Origin of the sequence: Aliiruegeria haliotis (assembly GCF_003003255.1) — a bacterium.
GTDB classification, from domain to species: domain Bacteria; phylum Pseudomonadota; class Alphaproteobacteria; order Rhodobacterales; family Rhodobacteraceae; genus Tropicimonas; species Tropicimonas haliotis.
This window is the reverse complement of sequence record NZ_PVTD01000009.1, coordinates 90,179-111,189: the sequence shown is the minus strand read 5'-3', so window position 1 is coordinate 111,189 and position 21,011 is coordinate 90,179. Positions and strand designations below refer to the sequence as shown.

Here is a 21,011-nt window from a genome sequence, read left to right as displayed (position 1 = left end):
CCCGCGCGTCCTGTGCGCCTCCCCCTCCCCCGGCAATCCCGGCCGTGGTACCTGCGCTCGGGTGCTTGACGGGCCGTCGCGCCGGGGAGATGCTGCACTGGCCTGATCCCGGAGGTCCGATGTTCCTGCCTTTTTTCGACGCCCTGCGCGCCGCTGGAGTCCCGGTCTCCCTTCGGGAATACCTTGCGTTTCTCGAAGGCATGTCTGCGGGGCTGGTGACGTATGACGTCGAAGGGTTCTACTACCTCGCCCGCACGGCCATGGTGAAGGACGAACGGCACCTCGACCGCTTCGACCGCGCCTTCGCGACGGCCTTTGAAGGCATGGAATCGATCAGCGTGGAGCAGGTTCTGGAGGCGGTGAACCTTCCGGAAGACTGGCTGCGGAAGATGGCCGAGAAACACCTCTCTCCCGAGGAAATGGCGGAAATCGAGGCGCTTGGCGGTTTCGACAAGCTCATGGAGACGCTGAAGCAGCGCCTGGAAGAGCAGAAAGGCCGCCACCAGGGCGGCAACAAATGGATCGGAACGGCCGGAACCTCCCCCTTCGGCGCCTATGGCTACAACCCTGAAGGGATCCGTATCGGCCAGGACAAGAGCCGCCACCAGCGGGCGGTGAAGGTCTGGGACAAGCGGGAGTTCCGCAATCTCGACGACACGGTGGAATTGGGTACGCGCAACATCAAGGTGGCGTTGAAACGGCTCCGGCAATGGGCACGGCACGGGGCGCACGAGGAGCTGGACCTCGACGAAACCATCCGCGCGACCGCCGACCATGGCTATCTCGACGTAAAGATGCGCCCCGAGCGGCACAACGCGGTGAAGGTCGTGATGTTCCTCGATGTCGGCGGCTCGATGGATCCGTTCATCCGCGTGGTCGAGGAGCTGTTTTCAGCCGCGCGGGCGGAGTTCAAGCACCTTGAATACTACTATTTCCACAATTGCATCTACGAGGGTGTCTGGCGGGACAACACGCGGCGCTGGAGCGAGCAGGTTCCGACCTGGGAGGTGCTCAACACCTACGGACCCGACTACAAGTGCATCTTCGTCGGCGACGCCTCGATGAGCCCCTACGAGATCCTGCATCCCGGCGGCGCGAACGAGCACTGGAACGCGGAGGCGGGAGAGGTCTGGCTGCGGCGGGCGATCGAGCAATGGCCGGACATGCTCTGGATCAATCCGACGCCGGAGCAGCATTGGCAATACACTCAATCGATCGAGATGATCCGGCAGATTTTCGATGGGCGCATGGTACCGATGACGCTGGCCGGAATCGATCGCGGGATGAAGGCCCTGACATGACCCGCAAGGGCCGGGTGGATTGGAGGAGAAGATGATTTCGCGCCACATGATCGCACTCTGTGCCCTGCTGCTTCCGGCTCCACTTCAGGCGGAGAGTAACCAGGACGCGGTTGACGCAAGTTTCGAGAGGGTCGCGACCGAGGTGGCGACGCTGGGGCTCGATCCTGTGGCCTCTATCGACCACGCACGACTGGCGGCACAGGAGGGCGTGGAGATGCCCCCCTCCCGCGTGCAGATTTTCTCGGATGCGGCCGTCGACAGCGCGATCCTCGCAGCGGAGATCCGCGCCGGGCTCGACCTGCCCTATCGGATCCTGAGTTTCGATGCCGCCGGAAGCGTTGCGATACGCGCAACCGGTTCCGAGTTCCTGCAACTGCGCCATGGCCTGCCGGACATCCCGGCGCTGGAAACCTGGGAGACCACGCTGGAGACAATTCTGGCCGCGCAGGCCGACCTGTCGGCAGCGGCCCCCGTGGCGGGTCTTGGCAAGGACGACGGGATCATCGAACTGGACTCGCCCTACGATCTTGCCGAGACCGTGCAACGCCTGAGGGACACAATCCTCGCCGAGGGCGACACGGTCTGGTTTGGCGAGCACGATTTTCAGGCCCGTGCGGCGACCAACGGCGTGGAGCTACCGGGCGCGACGCTGCTGCTGTTTGGTGGTCCTGCACCTGGCGGTGTTGCGATGGCGGATTTTCCCTCCATCGGCCTTGATGCCTTCTGCCAGAAGCTGTTTCTCCACGAAACCGAGGACGGCGGGGTGAAAGTCCTGTTCAACGGCATCGCGGCCCTTGCGGAGCTGCACTACGGGCATTCGGCGGAGCCGCACCGGCAACTTGACGCCCGTCTGGCCGAGACGTTCTCAAGAGCGCTGGAGAAATGAACCCGCTTGCCCTGCCCCGCCCGTGGCCCCATATCTGAACCATGCTGAAGCTCACTCCGATCCTGCTGATGATCGCCTACGGCGTGGTCATGTACCGGTTCTCTGCCTGGAAAACGGCACGGGAGCTGGATGCGAAATCGACAGAGCTGGCAGACCCGATGCTGAAGGTGTTGACCGACCGGATGGCAGAGGCGCTCGGGCTGGAGCGGATTAGGGTGAACATCTACGAGATTGCGCCCATCAACGGGCTGGCGGCGCCGGACGGGCGGATCTTCATCACGCGCGGGTTCTATGACCAGTACCGCAAGGGCGCGGTGTCGGCGGACGAAATGGCCAGCGTGATCGCACACGAGCTTGGTCACGTGGCCTTGGGGCATTCCAGGCGCCGCATGATCGATTTCTCTGGCCAGAACGCGATGCGCCTGGCGCTTGCCGGGCTGTTGAACCGTTTCCTCCCGGGATTGGGTGCCATGCTGGCCGCTGGTCTGACCTCGCTTCTGGCGGCGCGGTTGAGCCGGCAGGACGAGTTCGAGGCAGATGCCTACGCCTCCGCGCTGCTGGTGAAGGCCGGCATCGGAACCGGGCCGCAGAAGAGCCTGTTTGGCAAGATGGGGCAACTGACGGGCAGTCTGGGGAGCGGGCCGCCGGCATGGCTGCTCAGTCACCCCGCCGCCGAGAAACGGATCGCGGCGATCGAGGCGCGGGAGGCCCGCTGGGCCGCCGGTCCGGGCATCGAAGGCTGAGCTTCCGAACATCGGGCCAGTCGATTGTGGATCGGCCAATCCGTCGCGGCGCCTAGCTTGCAAGAGCCTTCGCGAGGCGCGGCAGACGGGCCTTTTTCAGCAACCTGCGCATGTCATGGGGCGCGTCGTCCATCTTCTCCGCCTGCCGGAGGACATTGTTCGCAGCGGTACTCACCTCTGCTGGGTGATCGTGCCAAAGTTGCACGAGGAAACCGTCGGGGTCGGCCCGACCGACACCTTCTTCTGTCAGCGTATGACGCGGAAAGTCCTTCATGTTGAGGGTCAGCAGAAGGTCGGCCGAGCCGGCGATGGCGGCGGCAAGAACGTGGATGTCGTTTTCATCCGGCAACCAGAGGCGATTGAGATCCCCGTCGCGGGGCTGGACGGACGCCTTTGGCCACCTGGCGCGGAGCACCGCGATCTCCCCCCGGGCCTGCGCCTCGTCCAACGGGCCACGACGGGCGGCGGCCCGGGCCCATTCCTCCAGCAGCCGCTCCGACCAGAGAGGGGTAAACAGCCCCTGCCCGGCCACGCCCAGCACCACCTCCCGCATCACGGTCGGATAGAGCACGCAGGCGTCGATCAGCACTCTCATCCGTCGAGCCGGAAGAAGAGCGCCTTGAGGTAGCCGCTTTCGGCCAGTTGCGGCAGCATCGGGTGGTCCGGGCCGGCATAGCCCGTATGGAGAAGCTGCCCGCGCCGCCCGCCGCGACCGATCCCGCGTGCAGAGGCATTGCGGAATTTCGTGAGGTCGGCGGCATGGGAGCAGGAGCAGAGCCCGAGGAACCCACCCGGCGCCACCAGCGGTGCGGCGAGCCGCGCGACGCGTTCGTAGGCGCGCAATCCGGCGTCGAGCGCCTTTCGCGACGGGGCGAACGCGGGCGGGTCGCAGATGACCACGTCGAAATGCGCGCCCTCTCCGGCCAGCGCCTCCATCGTGGCGAACGCGTCACCCTTGCGTGTGGCGAACCGGTCGGACAGGCCCATGGCCCCGGCCCCGGCTTCCGCCAGCTCCAGCGCCGCAGCCGATCCGTCAACGCAGAGCGCCGCCTGCGCCCCGCCAGCAAGCGACGCCAGCCCGAACCCGCCGACGTGGGAAAAGACATCCAGAACCCGCGCGCCCTGCGCCAGCCCCGCGGCAAAGGCGTGGTTCGGGCGCTGGTCGTAAAACAGGCCGGTCTTCTGCCCGCCAAGAAGGTCGGCCATGTAGGTCGCGCCGTTCATCGGCACCCGGATCGGACCTTCGAGGGCGCCGGTGTGGAGCCGTGTCACTTCGTCGAGGCCTTCCAGCGTGCGCGCCCGGCCGGTCCCGTTGATGACGATCGTGTCGACCCCGGTCACCTCCTGAACGGCGGTGGCCAGATCCTCGATCACTACGTCGGCCCAGGCCGCGTTGGGCTGGATCACCGCCGCCGTTCCAAAACGGTCGATCACCACGCCCGGCAATCCATCCGCCTCCGCGTGAACCAGCCGGTAGAACGGCGCATCGAATAGCCGCTCCCGCAGGTGCAACGCCCGGCGCAGACGGGCGGCCAGCCAGTCCCGGTCCACCACCGCCTCAGGATCGCGGTCCAGCATCCGGGCAATGAGCTTCGAGTGGGTGTTCACCGCGACAACCCCCATCGGGCGCCGCTCCGAATCCTCGAGCAGCGCCAGCGTCCCCGGCGCAAGGGCCTTGGTCCGGCGATCGGTGACAAGCTCGTCGCCATAGACCCAAGGGAAGCCATGCCGCAGGGCGCGGGCATCGGCTTTCGGGCGCAATCGGACGACGGGCAGCGAGGGCATAGGGGTGTTTTCTGACATGGCGCTTGACCTATCCCGTCGCGCATCCGACATAAACCCAATAAACAGATCTCTCCGGCCGTCGAGGCAAGGAAGAAATTGATACGTTAGCGCTAACCTGATACAGCGCGGGCAACAGCGAAGGAGAGAGTCCCATGGATCTCAACCCCACGATCGCCAGGGTTACCGACAGGATCATCGAACGCAGCCGCGACAGCCGCCGCGCCTATCTGGACCGGATGCACGCGGCCGCCGAACAGGGGCCAGCCCGCGCCCACCTTGCTTGCGGAAACCAGGCCCACGCCTATGCCGCGATGGGCGAGGACAAGGCGGCGCTGGTCGCCGAACGTGCGCCCAACATCGGCATCGTCACCGCCTACAACGACATGCTCTCTGCCCACCAGCCGTTCGAACGCTACCCGGACCTGATCCGGGAGGCGGCCCGCTCAGCCGGGGCGACGGCTCAGGTCGCCGGTGGTGTGCCCGCGATGTGCGACGGCGTCACCCAGGGCCAGGCGGGAATGGAGCTCTCGCTCTTCTCGCGCGATGTGATTGCCATGGCGGCCTCGGTCGCGCTCAGCCACAATACCTTCGACAGTTCCCTCTACCTCGGCGTCTGTGACAAGATCGTACCGGGGCTGGTGATGGCCGCAGCGACGTTCTCCCATATCCCGGCCGTCTTCCTGCCAGCCGGTCCGATGCCGAGCGGCCTGCCCAATGACGAAAAAGCCAAGGTTCGCCAGCAGTTTGCCGCCGGCGAGATCGGCCGCGAGAAGCTGATGGAAGCCGAGATGGCCTCCTATCATGGCCCCGGCACCTGCACGTTCTACGGCACCGCCAATTCCAACCAGATGCTGATGGAGTTCATGGGTCTGCATCTGCCCGGCGCGTCCTTCGTGCCGCCCAACACGCCGCTGCGCGATGCGCTGACAGCCGCCGGAGCCGCCCGCGCCGCCGAGATCACCGCGCTCGGCAACAACTACACTCCCGCCGGCGAGATCCTGGATGAACGGACCTTCGTCAACGGGATCGTCGGGCTGATGGCAACCGGCGGGTCCACCAACCTGGTGTTGCACCTGCCCGCGATGGCCCGCACGGCCGGTATCGCGCTGACCCTGGAGGATTTCGCGGAGATTTCGGAGGTCACCCCGCTGATGGCCCGCGTCTATCCCAACGGGCTGGCGGACGTGAACCATTTCCACGCGGCCGGCGGGCTGGGATACATGATCGGCGAATTGCTTGAGGCCGGGCTCCTGCACCCCAACACGCGGACCATCGCTGGCGAAGGACTCGCAACCTACACCCGGGAGCCGAAGCTGAAGGACGGCGCACTTGTCTGGGAAGACGGCGCCGGCACCAGCCAGAACGACAGGATCCTCCGGCCTGCCTCCGATCCGTTCCAGCCCATCGGCGGGTTGAAGCAGTTGAATGGCAACCTCGGCACCGGCGTCATCAAGGTCTCTGCCGTGGCGCCGGAGCGGCATGTGATCGAGGCTCGCGCGCGGGTCTTTCACGATCAGGAGTCCGTCAAGGCCGCGTTCAAGGCCGGGGAGTTCACGGAGGACACCATCGTCGTCGTCCGGTTCCAGGGTCCCGGCGCCAACGGAATGCCCGAGCTTCACAGCCTGACCCCGACCCTCGCGGTGCTTCAGGATCGCGGACTCAAGGTTGCGCTGGTCACCGACGGCCGCATGTCTGGCGCCAGCGGCAAGGTCCCGGCCGCCATCCACGTCTGCCCGGAGGCCACCCACGGCGGTCCGATTGCCCGGGTTCGCGATGGCGACATGATCCGGCTCGACGCAGCGACCGGCACGCTCGATGTGCTGGAGGAGGGTTTCGCAGACCGGTCCGCCGTCGAGACCGACCTGAGCGGCAACCATGCCGGTATCGGGCGCGAGCTCTTCGCCACCTTCCGGGCCAATGCCGGCCCCTCCACCGAGGGCGCCTGCTCCCTGTACTGAGCACACTGGCAAGGGGCGCGGCGCCTGTGCCCCTTGACCTCTCGCCCGGAAAGGGTTTTGTGCGACCAAGCGCGCCGACCCGGGAGAATACACCGTCCCACCCCTGCGCGCGCCGGATCCGGCGCGCACCATCTGTCAGCCACTATCCCCGCCGGAGGCATGACGTTTCCCCGTCGCACCACAGCGTTCCGGCAAAGATGAGGACCCTAGAATGACCCCTGCCGAAGCCAGCAAGCAAGCTGCCGAGATCTGCCAACTCGCCCCCGTCGTTCCCGTTCTGGTGATCGACAACGTCGCCGACGCCCGCCCGATTGCCGAGGCGCTCGTGGCCGGCGGCCTGCCGGCGCTGGAGGTGACCCTGCGCACACCGGTCGCGCTCGACGCGATCCGGGAGATGGCGCAGGTCGAGGGCGGTGTCGTCGGTGCAGGCACCCTGCTCACCCCGGCGGACGTCGCTGCCGCAAAGGCCGCCGGAGCCTTGTTCGGCGTGTCCCCCGGCGTGACCGACCTGCTGCTCGATGCCTGCGAAGCCAATGACCTGCCCCTGCTTCCCGGGGCGGCCACAGCAACCGAATCGATGCAATTGCTTGAGCGCGGCTACACCGTGCAAAAGTTCTTCCCCGCCGAAGCAGCGGGCGGCGCCGCCGCGCTGAAGGGCATCGGCGCACCGATCCCGCAGGTGAAATTCTGCCCCACGGGTGGCGTCACGCCGAAAAATGCACCGGATTACCTTGGCTTGTCGAACACGCTATGCGTTGGCGGCAGCTGGGTCTGCCCTGCAAACCTGGTGAAAGCCAAGGACTGGGCCGCCATCGAGGAACTGGCCCGGGAAGCTGCCGCGCTGGCTCGCTGAAGCGGATAGCACCATCAGGAAGGCCCGGCCTCGGCCGGATCTTTTGCGTTTTGCAACAGGTGCGGTACACCGGAGGTTCCGGGGACGTCTGCTCACAGCGCGGACCGTTCATGTCCCCATGACACCCGATGAGGCAAGCCATGACCGGCCAGCATGTCCCCGTGAACCGCGACTACTGGAACGGCATGGCAGCCGATTGGATTGCGCTCGGCGAGCAACTCTGGCGCTGCGAGGCCCCCAGGTGGGGCATCTGGGGCCTGCCGGAAGCAGACCTTTCGCTGCTGCCCACCAATCTCGACCGCAAGGACACGATCGAGTTGGGATGCGGCACCGGATATGTTTCCGGCTGGATGGCCCGGCGCGGGGCGCGCGCGACCGGGATCGACATCTCTGCCGAGCAACTCGCGACCGCACATCGCCTGGCAGAGGCGCACGAGGCTGACATCACCTTCGTGGAAGGCGATGCCGAGGCGACGGGGCTGCCAGATGCGGCATTCGATGTCGCGATTTCGGAATATGGCGCGGCGATCTGGTGTGATCCGCAGATCTGGCTGCGGGAAGCCTGGCGCCTGCTACGTCCTGGCGGAGAGCTTGTGTTTCTGGGCACACACCCGCTGGCGCTGGTGACCGCGCCGGAGAGCGGCGCACCCTCCGAACGGGTGCTGCACCGCCCCTACCGTGGCCTGCAATCCATCGACTGGACAGCGGTCGAGATCGATCCCGGCGGGATCGAGTTCAACCTGACCATCTCCGGCTGGATGCGGCTCTTTGGCGAGGTTGGCTTCGAGGTGGTGCGTTACCTCGAACTCTTTGCCCCCGAATCCGAGCAGAAGGACCGATTCGCCATTCCGGCAGACTGGGCGAAGGCATATCCCTCCGAACAGGTCTGGCACCTCAGCAAACCCAAGTAGGTGGTTGGACGTCGTGACCGAAGCGGCACGGTCCGGCCATCCGGTGGCGTGTTCGATCCAAGCAAACTCAGCTGGCACCTAACGCCCCGGCGGCGCGAGTGAAGGCGTGGCGCCAGACCGATATGCACGCCGATGAATGGCAATCATTGCGAAAGGGTCGGACTGCGCAGGATCGTCGCACGCTCCAAAGAAAGGGCAGAAATTACATAATTTCAACACCCTGCGGAGTGAAACTTACCTATTATCTCCGTCTCCAAGCCGTCAGAACAAGCGCATCCTGCCCGGCACCACGCGAGATCGCCCCCCGCGCGGACCGGCCTTCCAAACCCCGTACTAGCGCCCATCCTCGCCGGACCGGCCACGTCGCCCGCGCCAACCGCCGCGACGGGCGGGCGGGCGGGCAGTCGCCGCGCCCTCGCGCAGAACCAGCGACATCGGGTGGTCGGGATCCGCCTCCGCGTGGCGCCGTGCCAACTCCGGGATCACATCCCGCGCCTCCACCCCGTCAGGCAGCGACAATGCCCAGTCCATGAAGATCGACCGGCATTCCGCCTCCGTGATCCCGTCGATCCGGTAGGCCTCCCGGATCAGCGCCTTCGGATCGTTCGCGTCTCCCTTCATGCCGGGCTCCCCGTTTCCGCCGGCACCCGTTCGAGTACCGTGTCGACGATAGCGGCAGCTTCGGCACGGCTCTCGGCCAGGCGGGCCACAAGCGCCCCAAGATCGGTCTGCCCGGTCTCCCGCGCCAGCACGTCCCGCGCACCTTGCCCCAGCGTCTCGGGATCGAGCGGCCCGTCGACCAGCAATCGTCCCACCGATTGCACGGAGCGCGCCAGCCGGTAGGTCCGGGTCAGCACGTCCGCCTCCGCCCGCGTGAGCCAGCCCGACCGCGCGGCGGCAAGGATCTGCGGCGCGACGCGATGGGCCCGCGATTTCGCCAGCACCGCCCCGGTCTGCGCCACCAGTTCGATATCCTGCAGGCCGCCGGGACCCCGCTTGACGTCGAGGGGACCTTGCTGCCCCTTGGCCTCCGCAAGACGCCGGCGCATGTCCCGCACATCTTCCAGCATCCGCGCCGCATCGCGGGTTTGTCCGATCACGTCGAGGCGCACCGCCTCGATATCGTCCATGAGTTCCGGGTTGCCGGCGACCGGACGGGCGCGGGTCAACGCAAGGTGCTCCCAGGTCCAGGCCTCGTTGCGCTGGTACTTGTCGAAGGCGGACAGAGACGTCGCCACAGGCCCCTGCTTGCCCGACGGGCGCAGGCGCATGTCGACCTCGTAGAGGCGGCCCTCGGATGTCGGCGCGGTCACCGCCGTCAGGATCGCCTTGGTCAGGCGGGCGTAGTAGGTCGCCACCGGCAGCGGGCGCGGCCCGTCGGACCCTTCGGCATCGCCCGGATCATAGATCATGATCAGGTCGAGGTCGGAGCGCGCGTTGATCCAGCCGGCGCCGAGCGACCCCATGCCGACCGCAACCCCGCCCCGCCCCGGCGGGCGGCCATGTTTTTGGGCGAACTCGTCGACGACAACCGGCAGGAAGGCCGTCAGGACAGCCTCGGCGATATCGGCGAACTGGCGGCCCGCCTCCGAGGAATCGACGATCCCGCGCATATGGTGGACACCGACGCGGAAATGCCATTCCTTCATCCAGCGCCGCGCGGCATCCAGTTGCCGCTCGTAGTCGTCGCTTTCCGAGAGCACCTCGTCGAGTTCGATACAGAGTGCGACACGGCCCGGCCAGGGTTCGAAGAAGGTCCCGCCGATCACCGCATCCAGCACGCGGGAATTGCGCGACAGGTAGCTGGCAAGCGCCGGTGCGGTGGAGGCGATGTCAACGATCAGCGCCCGCAGGTTGGGGTTGGCCTCGAACATGGAGAAAAGCTGCACACCGGCAGGTAGGCCAGACAGGAACCCGTCAAAGGCGGAAAGGGCCTCCTCCGGCTTCGGAGCGGCGTAGAGGCGCGCCAGCAGGTCCGGTTTGAGCCGTTCGAAGATTTCCTGCGCGCGGGCGGACCGGAGCGCGGGATAGTGCCGCCACCGTTCCACGACCTCCGGCTCGTCGATCTCCGGCGCGGTCTTGTTGCCGGTCACGTCGGGAGCGAAGAACCCCTCGGCCGTTTCGCGCACGCTGGTCAGCCGTGCGCGCAGATCGGCGCGGAACGCGGCCGTGTCGCCCTGCCCGCACATCCTTGCGATGCGGTCGAACCCCTCCGTCGAGGTCGGCAGCGAATGGGTGCGGGCGTCGGCGACCATCTGCACACGATGCTCGATTTCGCGGAAGTAGCGGTAGTTATCAGTGAAATCCTCGGCAAGGTCCTGCGGTATCCAGCCCGCCTCGGCCAGTTGCGCCAGCGCCGGCACGGTTCCGCGCGAACGCAGCGCCGGATCGCGGCCGCCGGCGATGATCTGCCGGGTCTGGGTGAAGAACTCGATCTCGCGGATGCCACCGGGACCAAGCTTCAGGTTTCGGCCCTCCAGTTCACCTGTCTCATGCAAGCCCTTGTGTTCCTTGATCTTCAAGCGCATGTCATGGGCGTCCTGAATGGCCGCGAAGTCGAGGTGGCGACGCCAGACAAAGGGACGCAGGCGCTCCAGGTAGGCCTCTCCGGCAGCGATGTCGCCGGCGCAGGGACGGGCCTTGATGTGGGCCGCGCGTTCCCATGTTCGACCGACCGATTCATAGTACCGTTCCGCGGCCTCCATGGAGAGGCAGACGGGCGTGACCGACGGGTCCGGTCGCAGGCGCAGATCGGTGCGCCAGACATACCCCTCCCCTGTGATCTCCGAGAGCAGCGCCGTCATCTTGCGCGTTGCCTTGATGAATCCCGCCCGGGCTTCGAGATAATCGCCATCGGGATAGCGGCTGTCGTCGAACAGCATGATGAGGTCGATATCAGAGGAATAGTTCAACTCCCCCGCCCCCATCTTGCCCATGGCGAGCGCCACCATACCGCCGGCCAGCGGCAAATCCTCGGCGGTCTGCCCGGGGAACTTCCCGCGCTCCATCTCCCGCGACAGCACACCCTTCATGGCCAGATCGACAGAGAGATCGGCGAAATCGGTGAGCGCACCGGTGACCTGTTCGAGCGACCACACCCCGGCAAGGTCCGCGAGGCCGGTATAGAGCGCGACACGGCGCTTCGCCTCGCGCAGACCGGATTTCAACTGCGCTGGAGACAGCGTCCGCAGCCCGTCGAACAGTTGCGGCAGCACGGCATCGGGGGCATTGGCGAGCGCCTCTTGCAGCCATTCCTGTTCCAGGGCCATCAGCCCACGCAGGAAAGGGCTGCATCCGGCGGTCCCGGCGAGGACCTCACGCAGCTCCGGCGACTCGTTGGCGAAGGGCGCGGCGGCATCTGCACCGGCCTGTGGGTCGAATGCGATGGGCGAGCGGGTGATGGCAGTGGCGAAACTCATGCGCGCTTGATGGCGCGCCATCGGCCCCGGGTCAATGTAGCAGAGGGTCCCTAGACCGGGCGGATGCTGCCCACGGCGGTGTCCTGAGAGAAGATGTTTCGCCAGCCTCCGTCCTCATGCCGCTGCCAGATGGAGGACACGCGCATCGCCTCGTCCATCCCCGGCGCCGCCCCGACCCGCAGGTAGTCGGCGCGGTACACCAGCAGAACGAGCCCCGGTGCAAGCTCACGCAGGATCGGGTCCGATATCGCGTAGCGCGCCACGGTCGGCCCCGCGGCGAGCTGGCCCACATGCTCTGCCTTGTCACCGGTCCCGCTCTCGTAGACGCCAAGGAAATCATCGGAAAGCAGCCGCTCCTCCGCCGCGCGGTCCCCCGTCGCAAGTGCGTCCCAGACCTGCTTTTCATGGTGCAGGATGGTTTCGAGATCCGAGCGTGACATGGCGCCTCCTCTGCGCGGAGCCTTGCAGCTTTTCGGCGGTTTGGGAATAGTCTGACCACCACAGGCACGAGGTGGGGAATGAGCAAGAGCCTGAAACGGGTCCGCACGGTTTTGGAAAGTGCAGGTGCGACATTCGATCTGCGGGAGATGCCGGACAGCACCCGAACCGCCCAGGCGGCGGCCGATGCTATCGGCTGCACGCTCGACCAGATTGCCAAGTCCATAGTTGTGGAGGGCGAAAGCTCGGGGACGCTTTCCCTCTTTGTGACGGCGGGCGGCAACCGTGTCTGCACCCGGGCCATCGCCGGGTTGCTGGGTGAACCGACCCATCCCGCAGATGGCGCCCGGATCCGGCAGGTCACGGGCTTTGCCATCGGTGGAGTGTCTCCTATCGGGCACAAGACACCGATCAGGGCCTGGTTTGACCCGCGACTGAACCACTTCGAACAGGTCTGGGCCGCTGCCGGCACCCCGCGCCATGTGTTTGGCATCGATCCGGCCACGCTGCGGGATCTTGCGGCCGCGCAACTCGCCACGTTCACTGAATGACGCGGAGGTTTCGCTCCTGCCCTCCCCGGTTCCCAAGTCCCTTGTGCATCGTTGGTGCGCGACGCGGATCCGAACTCCATCGGTACTCAAGCCCGGCGACCCTACTCCGCACTGCCCGGTGACGCCGGTCTCGCCCGGATTGGCGGCAGGGCTGTCGCGGCGTCTTATAGCCGTCTCCTTGCGCGCCTCCGGGCACGCCATCACGACGCACCACAAGCCCTGATTGCGGCTGGGCCACATCCTTTGGAACATTGGCACGCTGTTTCCACTAGGTATTTAAGCACAAACTGAACTCCATTTATTCTATAAATTTCCGTATCTTATTGAATTTTCACCCCGACAATGTAAAAACTTTTCACATTACCCATTGACCGACTCGGGATCCCTCCCCATCTTTGTAATGTGAAAAGCATTCACATTGATCGAAACGAGGAGATTACGATGACCACCGCACATGCCGCCAACCCGTCCTGGCTCGCCCGGGCCGAGAATTGGCTCGATGACCGCGGAAAGGGCGCCTGGATCGCGACCATGATCCTTGGATTCATCTTCTTCTGGCCGATTGGCCTCGCCCTTCTCGCCTACATGATCTGGAGCAAACGCATGTTCAACGGTTCTTGCCGAAGCGCCCGCAAGGCGCACCACCGCCATATCCGCACCGCGATGAAGTCCAGCGGAAACAGTGCTTTCGACGCCTACAAGTCGGAAACGCTGCGCCGCCTGGAAGAAGAACAGGATGCCTTCGAGGCCTTCCTTCAGCGGCTGCGCGAAGCCAAGGACAAGTCGGAATTCGACGCATTCATGGACGACCGCGCACGTGCCGCCAAGTCCACCAATGGCGACAGCGGCCCCGTGGAAGCCACCGAACCGGCGTAATCGAAAAAACCGGTGCCCGTTTCTCGGGCGCCTATCCCCGGAAACGGCGCGCGAGCCCCTCGCGCGCCGATCCATGCCCGATCCATGACAGACAGCCATTGCAAGGCTGCATATTGAGTGACAGATGACCTACATGACCGATCCCATGCGTGGCCTTCCCGACCCGGAATACAACGCCGAGCTCTATGCTGACGTGCCCGTCAAGCGCCTGTTCGCCTGGGTCGTGGACGCGTTCGTGATCTTCGGCCTGACGCTGCTGGTCCTGCCGTTCACGGCCTTCACCGCCATCTTCTTCTACCCTGCGCTCTGGGTCCTCGTGAGCGTCCTCTACCGGGTGATCTCGATCAGCAGCGGGTCGGCCACGCTCGGCATGCGGTTGGTGTCGATCGAGTTGCGCACATGGCGAGACGAACGTTTCGGATTTGGAGAGGCCCTGCTCCATACCTTGCTCTACGCGCTTTGCGTCTCCTTCCTCGTGCCACAGATCATTTCGGCAGTGCTGATGCTGACCACGGCCAAGGCACAGGGCTTGCATGACCTCGCGCTCGGCACAGCGGCGTTGAACCGCAGGCGATAGCCATCCCTGTATACCGGGCGTTGATACCGAACGACCGAACCCTAGATCCTCTGGCAGGGGTTGGCGTGACCGCCAGCCCCTGCTACCGTTTAGGAAAATTGTAAGATCCCCGGACGTCGCAACGGAATGCGCCACACTCTTCCCCTCGCTCCGCAGTTCTATGTAACTGCGCCGCAACCATGCCCCTATCTTCAGGGCCGCATGGAGCGAAAGCTGTTCACCGCGCTGCAAGGCGATCATGCCGAGGTGCTGAACGACACACTTTCAAAGCAGGGCTTTCGCCGCTCGCAGAGCGTGCTCTACCGCCCGGCCTGCGCCGATTGCACCGCCTGTCTGTCCGCACGCATCCGGGTGGCCGATTTCACACCGTCTCGCAGCCAGCGGCGGACGCTCAGCCGGAATGCGCCCATGCAGCGGGAGGCGACCTCCCCTTGGGCGACGGATGAGCAATATACGCTGTTTCGCCGCTACCTGGACAGCCGGCATGCGGATGGCGGCATGGCGGATATGGATATCTTCGAGTTCGCCGCCATGGTGGAGGAAACCCCCGTGCGGTCCCGCGTGGTGGAGTACCGGATGCCCGGACTTGCCGAACAGGACGGGCCCGAGAGCGATATCGCCGCGGTCTGTCTGACCGATGTGCTCGAGGATGGGCTGAGCATGGTCTACAGCTTCTACGAGCCGAACCTGCAAAAGCTGTCGCTCGGCACCTACGTGATCCTCGACCATATCGAGATCGCGCGGGCTGCGGGCCTGCCCTATGTCTACCTCGGCTACTGGGTGCCCGGCTCGGCGAAGATGGGTTACAAGGCCGGGTTCAACGCGCTGGAGATCTACAAGGACGAAACCTGGCAGCCCATCGGCGATCCCGGGCAGCATGACAGCGTGACCCATCCGCTGTCGGTCGAGCCCATTGCCGAACAGGTCGCCAAGATCACCCTGCCCGACACACGCCCGACACGTCGCTGACGCGCATGCAAGTCCTCGCCGCCGTCAGCATTGTCGTTCCCGACTACGACGACGGTATCGCCTTTTTCGTGGGCAAGCTTGGATGGGATGTGCTGGAGGACATCGACCAGGGGCGGAAACGCTGGGTGGTCGTGGCGCCGGCGGGCGGGCAGTGCCGTGTGGTCCTCGCCCGCGCAGAGACCGAGGCGCAGCGTGCCGCCATCGGCAACCAGACTGGCGGTCGTGTTGGCTTCTTCCTGAACACCGATGATTTCACCCGGGACCACGCCGCAATGGTCGCGGCGGGTGTGGCCTTTCACGAGGATCCACGGCAGGAACCCTACGGCACGGTCGCAGTCTGGGAAGACGCCTTTGGCAACCTGTGGGACCTGATCGAACCGGCTGAGGCCGGATAGACACCCCACAGCGCCGGAACAGATCCGAACGGACGGCCCTGACACGTCAACTATTCGAGCCCGCGCATCGGGCGAATGGAGATGGCCCGATCCCTAGGGTCGCTTTCGCCGATAGCGTTTCTGGAGCAATTGCGCGCGAATGACTTCCGCGCCCAGAAACTCGAACGCCTCGGCGCGTTCCAAATGGCCGAAGAGCCGCGTGCCCCCGCCAAGCAACACGGGCACTTCCGTGAGGATCATCTCGTCAATCAGGCCGTCCGCCAGGAAGCGTTGCACCGTCCGGCCGCCGTCAATGTAGAGATCGCGGTAGCCCTTGCCGCGGGCAATCGCGACGATCTCAGCCGGCGCCCCTTGGGCGATCTGCACATGGTCCTCGAACCCCGCAGGAACCGCATCAAGGGTCGAGCTCAGGACCAGACCCGGCTTCGGATAGGGCCACCCCACATCGAACCCGACGACGGCTTCGAAGGTGGCGCGCCCAAGAACCACCGCGTCTACGTGCTCCATGAACGCGGCAAAGCCCCCGTCGTCCCCTTCCGGGTTGGGCACCGCTTCGAGCCAGCCCAATCCGCCGTCCCGGTCGGCGATGTACCCATCAAGGCTCGTCGCGATGAAAACGAAGTTGGTCATCCCCACCCTTCCGGAAAGTGTTGCCTGTGCCGATCGTAAGGGTGTCGCCGACCCGGCACAACGCGGGGATGATGACCAGCATGCGCGCCGGTCCGGACGGACGGCGCAGGTCGCGCAGGTGGGGCCCACCGGACCGGTGACATACCGGCTGAGAGGGGCTCAGACCTTCGCCTTTACCGGTTTCGCACGCGCCTGCTCGGCAAGGTCGCGGGCAATGGCGAAGGCGCCCTTGATCTTGTCGGCGTTGTTCTTCCAGTCACGGCGGACGACAATCTTGTTGTCCCGCACCTTGGCCAGCCCGTTCTGGGCCTGCACGAAGCTGACAAGCCCCGCCGGGTTGGCAAACTTGTCGTTGTGAAACTGGATCGTTGCCCCCTTCGGCCCGCCGTCGAGCTTGGCAATGCCGGCCCGCTTGCACATCGCCTTGATGCGGACCACCAGCAGCAAGGTGTTCACCTCTCGGGGCAGCTTGCCGAACCGGTCGATCAGTTCGGCCGCGAACCCTTCCAGTTCCACCTTGGTGGACAGCTGCGAAAGGCGGCGATAGAGGCCGAGACGCACGTCGAGATCCGGCACGTAATCCTCCGGGATCAACACCGGCACGCCGAGGTTGATCTGCGGGGCCCATTGACCATCGTCGTCCATCAGACCGTCAAACTCGCCCGACTTGATCTTGCCAATCGCCTCTTCCAGCATGCTCTGGTACAGTTCGTAGCCGACCTCCCGCATCTGGCCGGATTGCTCCTCTCCCACGAGGTTGCCGGCACCGCGGATATCGAGATCCTGGCTGGCCAGGGTGAACCCTGCGCCCAGACTGTCGAGCGATCCCAGCACCCGCAGCCGTTTTTCCGCCGTGTCGGTGAGCCGGGCCCGCGGCTTGGTGGTCAGGTAGGCGTAGGCGCGAGTCTTGGAGCGCCCCACCCGGCCCCGGATCTGGTAAAGCTGCGCGAGGCCGAACATGTCGGCGCGATGCACCACCATCGTGTTCGCGGTCGGAATGTCGAGGCCGGATTCCACGATGGTCGTGGCCAGCAGCACATCGAACTTGCCATCGTAGAAGGCATTCATCCTGTCATCGAGCTCGCCGGCCGCCATCTGGCCGTTGGCAATGACATAGGAGACTTCCGGCACCTGTTCGCGCAGGTACGCCTCGATCTCCGGCAGGTCGGAGATTCGTGGAACGACATAGAAGCTCTGCCCGCCGCGATAGTGTTCGCGCAGCAGCGCCTCCCGGATGGTGACGCTGTCGAACTCGCTCACGTAGGTGCGGATTGCCAGCCGGTCGACCGGCGGCGTCCCGATGATGGACAGGTCGCGCACACCCGAAAGCGACATCTGCAACGTGCGCGGGATAGGCGTCGCGGTCAGCGTCAGCACGTGGATATCGGAGCGCATCTCTTTCAGGCGCTCTTTGTGCTGGACGCCGAAATGCTGCTCCTCGTCGATGATCAACAGGCCGAGGTTCTTGAATTTCACCTGCTTCGCGAGCAACGCGTGGGTGCCGATGGCGATATCGACGGAGCCGTCGGCAATCCCCTTGCGGGTCTCGTTCGCCTCCTTCGTGGTCACAAACCGCGAGAGCTGCCGAACCTTGAGCGGAAACCCCCGGAAGCGATCCCGGAAGGAGTTTGCGTGCTGACGGGCCAGCAGCGTGGTCGGCGCGATTACGGCGACCTGCATGCCGGACATTGCGGCGATGAAGGCCGCGCGCATCGCGACCTCCGTCTTGCCGAAACCGACGTCGCCGCAGATCAGGCGATCCATCGGCATCCCGCGCTCCAGGTCTTCGAGGACATCCTCGATCGCCTTGAGCTGGTCGTCGGTTTCCTCATAGGGGAAGCGGGCGGAGAACTCCTCCCAGGCGTGGTGCTCCGGCTGCACGACAGGCGCCTTGCGCAAGGCCCGTTCCGCGGCAATTCGCATGAGCTTGTCGGCGATCTGGCGAATGCGCTCCTTCAGCTTGGCCTTCTTGGCCTGCCAGGCGCCGCCACCGAGCTTGTCCAGCAACCCTTCCTCGTGGCCGAACTTGCTCAGCAGTTCGATATTCTCCACCGGCAGGTACAGACGCGCCTTCTCCGCGTATTCAAGGTGGATCATCTCGTGATCGGCACCGAGCGCGTTCACGATCTCCAGCCCCTTGTAGCGCCCGACGCCATGGTCGACATGCACCACCAGATCGCCCGGAGAGAGCGACTGCGCCTCGGTCAGGAAATTCTCCGCCCGGCGTTTCTTGCGCGGCTTGCGGATGAGCCGGTCGCCCAGAACGTCCTGTTCGGAAATGACCGTCAGGCCACCGTTTTCATGCGGCCCCTCGAACCCGTGCTCCAGCGCCCAGACGGCGAGGAACAGGCCGCCCTTGCCTTCGGGCACGTCGCGGAAATCGGTGATCTCGGTCGCGCCGACGACACCCTCGTCCTCCATCAGCCCGGCAAGACGCTCCCGCGCACCGTCGGAATAGGAGGCGACGATGACCTGTCCAACTTGTCGCTTTGCCTTCACATGCTCCGCCAAGGCGCCGAAAAGGCTTACACTTTCCTGCTGACGCTCTGGAGAGAAATTGCGCCCGATGCGACCGCCCGCGTCGATCACGCCCGGGCCGGTCGCCTGCGGCAATGCAGTGAGTTTCATCACCCGGTGGCCGGAGGTCGCCTCTCCCCAGGCTACCTCGTCAAGATAAAGCGCGGCAGGAGGGGCGGGTTTGTAGACGGAATCCATCCGCGCCTTGGATTTCATCGCCTCGACACGGTTGTCGTAGCTGTCCTCGATCCCCTCCCAACGGGAGATCCGCGCCGGTTCGACCTGATCGTCCAGCAGGATCGTCGCGTCTGGCAGGTAGTCGAAGAGCGTCTCGAGCCGGTCGTGGAAGAAGGGCAGCCAATGCTCCATCCCTGCGTGTTTTCGACCGGCACTGACGGCCTCGTAGAGCGGGTCGTCCGTGCCCGCGGCACCGAACTCGATCCGGTAGGATTGGCGGAAACGGGTGATCGCGGCCTCGTCGAGGATAACCTCGGAGACCGGCGCCAGCTCGACCACCTGAAGCTTCTCGACCGTGCGCTGGTTGGCCGGGTCGAACCGGCGCGCACCATCGAGCACGTCACCGAAGAAATCGAGCCGCACCGGGCCATCGTGTCCGGGCGGGAAAATGTCGATGATGCCGCCACGGATCGCGTAATCCCCGGGTTCCATGACGGTCGGCGCCTGCGAGAACCCCATGCGGACCAGAAATGCCTTGAGCGCGGCCTCGTCCACGCGGTCGCCGACGCGCGCGGTAAAGGCCGCCTCCCGCAGCACGTCGCGGGCCGGGACCCGCTGAGTCGCGGCGTTGAGGGTGGTCAGAAGGACAAATGGCCCCGGCACTCCGGTGGCAAGCGCGGCGAGCGTGGCCATTCGGGCGGCGGACACATCCGGATTTGGCGAGACCCTGTCGTAGGGCAGGCAATCCCAGCCCGGAAAATCCAGCACCACCGCTGTCGGGGCGAGGAAGGCGAGCGCAGAGCGCATCGCCGCGAGCCGCTTGTCATCGCGGGCCACGTGGACGACCGGCGTCCCCTTCTCCAGTTCGCGTGCGAGGAGCAGCGCGTCGAATCCCTCCGGCGCCCCGCCGGCAGTGATATGCTGAGGCGTGTTCATGATGGCTGTCACCTATTGAAGCCAGTGGCGATGTCAACGGGGCAGGACGAATTGGAGGTTTGCAACAGGCAGCCGGGCGTTTCGAAACTCGCGACCCGGCCCATACCGTCGCAGACCAATCGGCCACCCAGCCGGTCAGGACAAACAGGATTTCCATTCAACGGCAACGGCTGATCCCGTTCACTCGGGAGCCTGTCAGGAGAACGTGTTCCATGGCCGACGCATCTGCCAGACGACCATCGGATCGGGGAGCATTCGGCTCCTGAAACTGTGGCCGCAAGGCGCAAGCGTGGCGATCCTTTTGCCTTCCGCCCCGGGCGGTCAAACACAGGGCGGCCCATGGTGCATCGCGTTCTCGATGGGCAGGGCGCCCCATTCTGCCGGGATGTCAAAGCGCGGACCCTGCGCTGTGATCAGATCTGCCTTGCCGACGGCAACGGCATTGCAAACAGCCGGGATCCGGCTGGCAGCACGGGTTCAGTTTCCAGTCGTGTAGCCCGGTGCAAAACCACATGCACCAGCTAGCGCGGCGCGCCAGCAACCGGAACGGTGGCGCGCGTCGTTCGGCTCAGAGAACCCCGAGCGTCAGGTTTTGCCACATGCCCCAGAACGCGGTCACGAAGATTGCGCCCATGCCGATCACCTGGGTGATGAAGCGATGCACCTGCAACATGTGGTAGAGCCCCTCGCCATCAGCGGCGCGGATGCGGCGCGCGGTGCGAACCGAGAGCGCGAAGACACCGCTCATGGGCAAGGCCAACAGGAATACCGCCTGCGCGAATTCCACCCAGTAAACAAAGCCCAAGAGGGCCAGCGTGGTCAGGAGGAAGAACGCGAATCCAACGAGCAGATAGCCGGCGGTGTCGATGATATAGAGGATCCGGTTCACGTTGATCCGCACCAGGTCGTGAAGGTCCTCTTCCGCCTGTCCGCCGAGGCGGCGGGCGCGGGACACCATGTCGTAGGGAACGCCGAGCACCCAGTGGCTGGACGAGGACCAGACCACCGCGAGGACGATCCAGTACCACAGGTTCGAGAACGACCGCAGGTCGATTACCTCGAATGCCGTCTGGTACCAGTCCTGCAAGT

General features: G+C 65.3%; 19 protein-coding genes. 11 read left to right on the top strand and 8 right to left on the bottom strand.

The annotated features are described in order from the left end of the window. The first annotated feature begins 119 nt into the window (after positions 1-119). From CLV78_RS18330 to CLV78_RS18320, 3 genes are read left to right on the top strand one after another with little or no spacing between them, the layout of a single operon-like run. Positions 120-1,301 (top strand): vWA domain-containing protein, encoded by a 1,182-nt coding sequence (locus tag CLV78_RS18330; RefSeq protein ID WP_106206743.1) that lies wholly within the window; start codon positions 120-122, stop codon positions 1,299-1,301. 31 nt (positions 1,302-1,332) lie between these two features. Next, complete coding sequence (locus tag CLV78_RS18325) at positions 1,333-2,187, top strand: DUF302 domain-containing protein (protein WP_106206741.1); 855 nt, start codon at positions 1,333-1,335, stop codon at positions 2,185-2,187. A gap of 41 nt (positions 2,188-2,228) precedes the next feature. Next, positions 2,229-2,930 (top strand): M48 family metallopeptidase, encoded by a 702-nt coding sequence (locus CLV78_RS18320; RefSeq protein ID WP_106206739.1) that lies wholly within the window; start codon positions 2,229-2,231, stop codon positions 2,928-2,930. Positions 2,931-2,982: 52 nt separating this feature from the next. Here the strand turns inward: CLV78_RS18320 and CLV78_RS18315 are convergent, their stop codons facing one another. After that, a complete protein-coding gene (locus CLV78_RS18315) occupies positions 2,983-3,525 on the bottom strand; it encodes an RSP_2648 family PIN domain-containing protein (RefSeq protein WP_106206737.1) in 543 nt (180 codons plus the stop codon). Further along, positions 3,522-4,733, bottom strand: a complete 1,212-nt coding sequence (locus tag CLV78_RS18310; protein WP_106206735.1) for an RSP_2647 family RNA methyltransferase — start codon at positions 4,731-4,733, stop codon at positions 3,522-3,524. Before CLV78_RS18310 ends, CLV78_RS18315 begins: the two co-directional genes overlap by 4 nt. 134 nt (positions 4,734-4,867) lie before the next feature. On the opposite strand from CLV78_RS18310, the gene edd reads away from it, so the two are divergent. The 3 genes from edd to CLV78_RS18295 all read left to right on the top strand — a co-directional run bounded on the left by edd (position 4,868) and on the right by CLV78_RS18295 (position 8,437). After that, positions 4,868-6,673 carry a phosphogluconate dehydratase gene (edd, locus tag CLV78_RS18305; RefSeq protein ID WP_106206733.1) on the top strand — a complete coding sequence of 602 codons (1,806 nt, stop codon included), beginning with the start codon at positions 4,868-4,870 and terminating at the stop codon, positions 6,671-6,673. A 211-nt stretch (positions 6,674-6,884) separates the two neighbouring features. Next, positions 6,885-7,526 (top strand): bifunctional 4-hydroxy-2-oxoglutarate aldolase/2-dehydro-3-deoxy-phosphogluconate aldolase, encoded by a 642-nt coding sequence (gene eda, locus CLV78_RS18300; RefSeq protein ID WP_106206731.1) that lies wholly within the window; start codon positions 6,885-6,887, stop codon positions 7,524-7,526. 140 nt (positions 7,527-7,666) lie between these two features. Beyond that, positions 7,667-8,437 (top strand): class I SAM-dependent methyltransferase, encoded by a 771-nt coding sequence (locus CLV78_RS18295; RefSeq protein WP_158263603.1) that lies wholly within the window; start codon positions 7,667-7,669, stop codon positions 8,435-8,437. Positions 8,438-8,770: 333 nt separating this feature from the next. Here the strand turns inward: CLV78_RS18295 and CLV78_RS18290 are convergent, their stop codons facing one another. Genes CLV78_RS18290 through CLV78_RS18280 form a run of 3 tightly spaced genes read right to left on the bottom strand, consistent with a single transcriptional unit; the run spans position 8,771 to position 12,296 of the window. Then, positions 8,771-9,058 (bottom strand): hypothetical protein, encoded by a 288-nt coding sequence (locus tag CLV78_RS18290; protein WP_106206727.1) that lies wholly within the window; start codon positions 9,056-9,058, stop codon positions 8,771-8,773. After that, the gene (locus CLV78_RS18285) at positions 9,055-11,856 is read right to left on the bottom strand and encodes a bifunctional [glutamate--ammonia ligase]-adenylyl-L-tyrosine phosphorylase/[glutamate--ammonia-ligase] adenylyltransferase (RefSeq protein ID WP_106206725.1); all 2,802 of its coding nucleotides are present in this window, start codon (positions 11,854-11,856) and stop codon (positions 9,055-9,057) included. Before CLV78_RS18285 ends, CLV78_RS18290 begins: the two co-directional genes overlap by 4 nt. Positions 11,857-11,906: 50 nt before the next feature. Further along, positions 11,907-12,296: a nuclear transport factor 2 family protein gene (locus tag CLV78_RS18280; protein WP_106206722.1), complete on the bottom strand. Its 390-nt coding sequence runs from the start codon at positions 12,294-12,296 to the stop codon at positions 11,907-11,909. Between the two features lie 78 nt (positions 12,297-12,374). Here CLV78_RS18280 and CLV78_RS18275 point away from each other — a divergent pair, with 78 nt between their 5' ends. The 5 genes from CLV78_RS18275 to CLV78_RS18255 all read left to right on the top strand — a co-directional run bounded on the left by CLV78_RS18275 (position 12,375) and on the right by CLV78_RS18255 (position 15,662). After that, entirely contained in the window at positions 12,375-12,845 is a 471-nt protein-coding gene (locus tag CLV78_RS18275) for a YbaK/EbsC family protein (RefSeq protein WP_106206720.1), read from the top strand. Positions 12,846-13,286: 441 nt separating this feature from the next. Further along, positions 13,287-13,721, top strand: a complete 435-nt coding sequence (locus CLV78_RS18270; RefSeq protein WP_106206719.1) for a DUF2852 domain-containing protein — start codon at positions 13,287-13,289, stop codon at positions 13,719-13,721. Positions 13,722-13,845: 124 nt separating this feature from the next. Further along, a complete protein-coding gene (locus CLV78_RS18265) occupies positions 13,846-14,298 on the top strand; it encodes an RDD family protein (RefSeq protein WP_106206717.1) in 453 nt (150 codons plus the stop codon). A 126-nt stretch (positions 14,299-14,424) separates the two neighbouring features. Further along, on the top strand, positions 14,425-15,267 hold the full coding sequence (locus CLV78_RS18260; RefSeq protein WP_106206715.1) for an arginyltransferase: 843 nt from the start codon (positions 14,425-14,427) through the stop codon (positions 15,265-15,267). Positions 15,268-15,272: 5 nt separating this feature from the next. Beyond that, positions 15,273-15,662, top strand: coding sequence for a VOC family protein (locus tag CLV78_RS18255; RefSeq protein ID WP_106206713.1), 390 nt, complete (start codon positions 15,273-15,275; stop codon positions 15,660-15,662). Positions 15,663-15,755: 93 nt separating this feature from the next. Here CLV78_RS18255 and CLV78_RS18250 read toward each other — a convergent pair whose 3' ends face one another. The 3 genes from CLV78_RS18250 to CLV78_RS18240 all read right to left on the bottom strand — a co-directional run bounded on the left by CLV78_RS18250 (position 15,756) and on the right by CLV78_RS18240 (position 21,009). After that, entirely contained in the window at positions 15,756-16,292 is a 537-nt protein-coding gene (locus CLV78_RS18250; protein WP_106206711.1) for a dihydrofolate reductase family protein, read from the bottom strand. A 159-nt stretch (positions 16,293-16,451) separates the two neighbouring features. After that, positions 16,452-19,922 (bottom strand): transcription-repair coupling factor, encoded by a 3,471-nt coding sequence (mfd, locus tag CLV78_RS18245; RefSeq protein ID WP_106206709.1) that lies wholly within the window; start codon positions 19,920-19,922, stop codon positions 16,452-16,454. Between the two features lie 568 nt (positions 19,923-20,490). After that, positions 20,491-21,009 carry a component of SufBCD complex gene (locus tag CLV78_RS18240; RefSeq protein WP_106206708.1) on the bottom strand — a complete coding sequence of 173 codons (519 nt, stop codon included), beginning with the start codon at positions 21,007-21,009 and terminating at the stop codon, positions 20,491-20,493. Between the last annotated feature and the right edge of the window lie 2 nt (positions 21,010-21,011).

Bases quoted from the DNA above. Each gene is read 5' to 3' on its own strand.
- CLV78_RS18310 (WP_106206735.1), bottom strand. From the start codon at position 4,733: ATGTCAGAAAACACCCCTATGCCCTCGCTGCCCGTCGTCCGATTGCGC.
- CLV78_RS18315 (WP_106206737.1), bottom strand. From the start codon at position 3,525: ATGAGAGTGCTGATCGACGCCTGCGTGCTCTATCCGACCGTGATGCGG.
- CLV78_RS18325 (WP_106206741.1), top strand. From the start codon at position 1,333: ATGATTTCGCGCCACATGATCGCACTCTGTGCCCTGCTGCTTCCGGCT.
- CLV78_RS18260 (WP_106206715.1), top strand. From the start codon at position 14,425: ATGCGCCACACTCTTCCCCTCGCTCCGCAGTTCTATGTAACTGCGCCG.
- CLV78_RS18285 (WP_106206725.1), bottom strand. From the start codon at position 11,856: ATGAGTTTCGCCACTGCCATCACCCGCTCGCCCATCGCATTCGACCCA.
- mfd (WP_106206709.1), bottom strand. From the start codon at position 19,922: ATGAACACGCCTCAGCATATCACTGCCGGCGGGGCGCCGGAGGGATTC.
- CLV78_RS18270 (WP_106206719.1), top strand. From the start codon at position 13,287: ATGACCACCGCACATGCCGCCAACCCGTCCTGGCTCGCCCGGGCCGAG.
- CLV78_RS18255 (WP_106206713.1), top strand. From the start codon at position 15,273: ATGCAAGTCCTCGCCGCCGTCAGCATTGTCGTTCCCGACTACGACGAC.
- eda (WP_106206731.1), top strand. From the start codon at position 6,885: ATGACCCCTGCCGAAGCCAGCAAGCAAGCTGCCGAGATCTGCCAACTC.
- CLV78_RS18265 (WP_106206717.1), top strand. From the start codon at position 13,846: ATGACCTACATGACCGATCCCATGCGTGGCCTTCCCGACCCGGAATAC.
- CLV78_RS18320 (WP_106206739.1), top strand. From the start codon at position 2,229: ATGCTGAAGCTCACTCCGATCCTGCTGATGATCGCCTACGGCGTGGTC.
- edd (WP_106206733.1), top strand. From the start codon at position 4,868: ATGGATCTCAACCCCACGATCGCCAGGGTTACCGACAGGATCATCGAA.
- CLV78_RS18330 (WP_106206743.1), top strand. From the start codon at position 120: ATGTTCCTGCCTTTTTTCGACGCCCTGCGCGCCGCTGGAGTCCCGGTC.
- CLV78_RS18250 (WP_106206711.1), bottom strand. From the start codon at position 16,292: ATGACCAACTTCGTTTTCATCGCGACGAGCCTTGATGGGTACATCGCC.
- CLV78_RS18280 (WP_106206722.1), bottom strand. From the start codon at position 12,296: ATGTCACGCTCGGATCTCGAAACCATCCTGCACCATGAAAAGCAGGTC.
- CLV78_RS18290 (WP_106206727.1), bottom strand. From the start codon at position 9,058: ATGAAGGGAGACGCGAACGATCCGAAGGCGCTGATCCGGGAGGCCTAC.
- CLV78_RS18275 (WP_106206720.1), top strand. From the start codon at position 12,375: ATGAGCAAGAGCCTGAAACGGGTCCGCACGGTTTTGGAAAGTGCAGGT.
- CLV78_RS18295 (WP_158263603.1), top strand. From the start codon at position 7,667: ATGACCGGCCAGCATGTCCCCGTGAACCGCGACTACTGGAACGGCATG.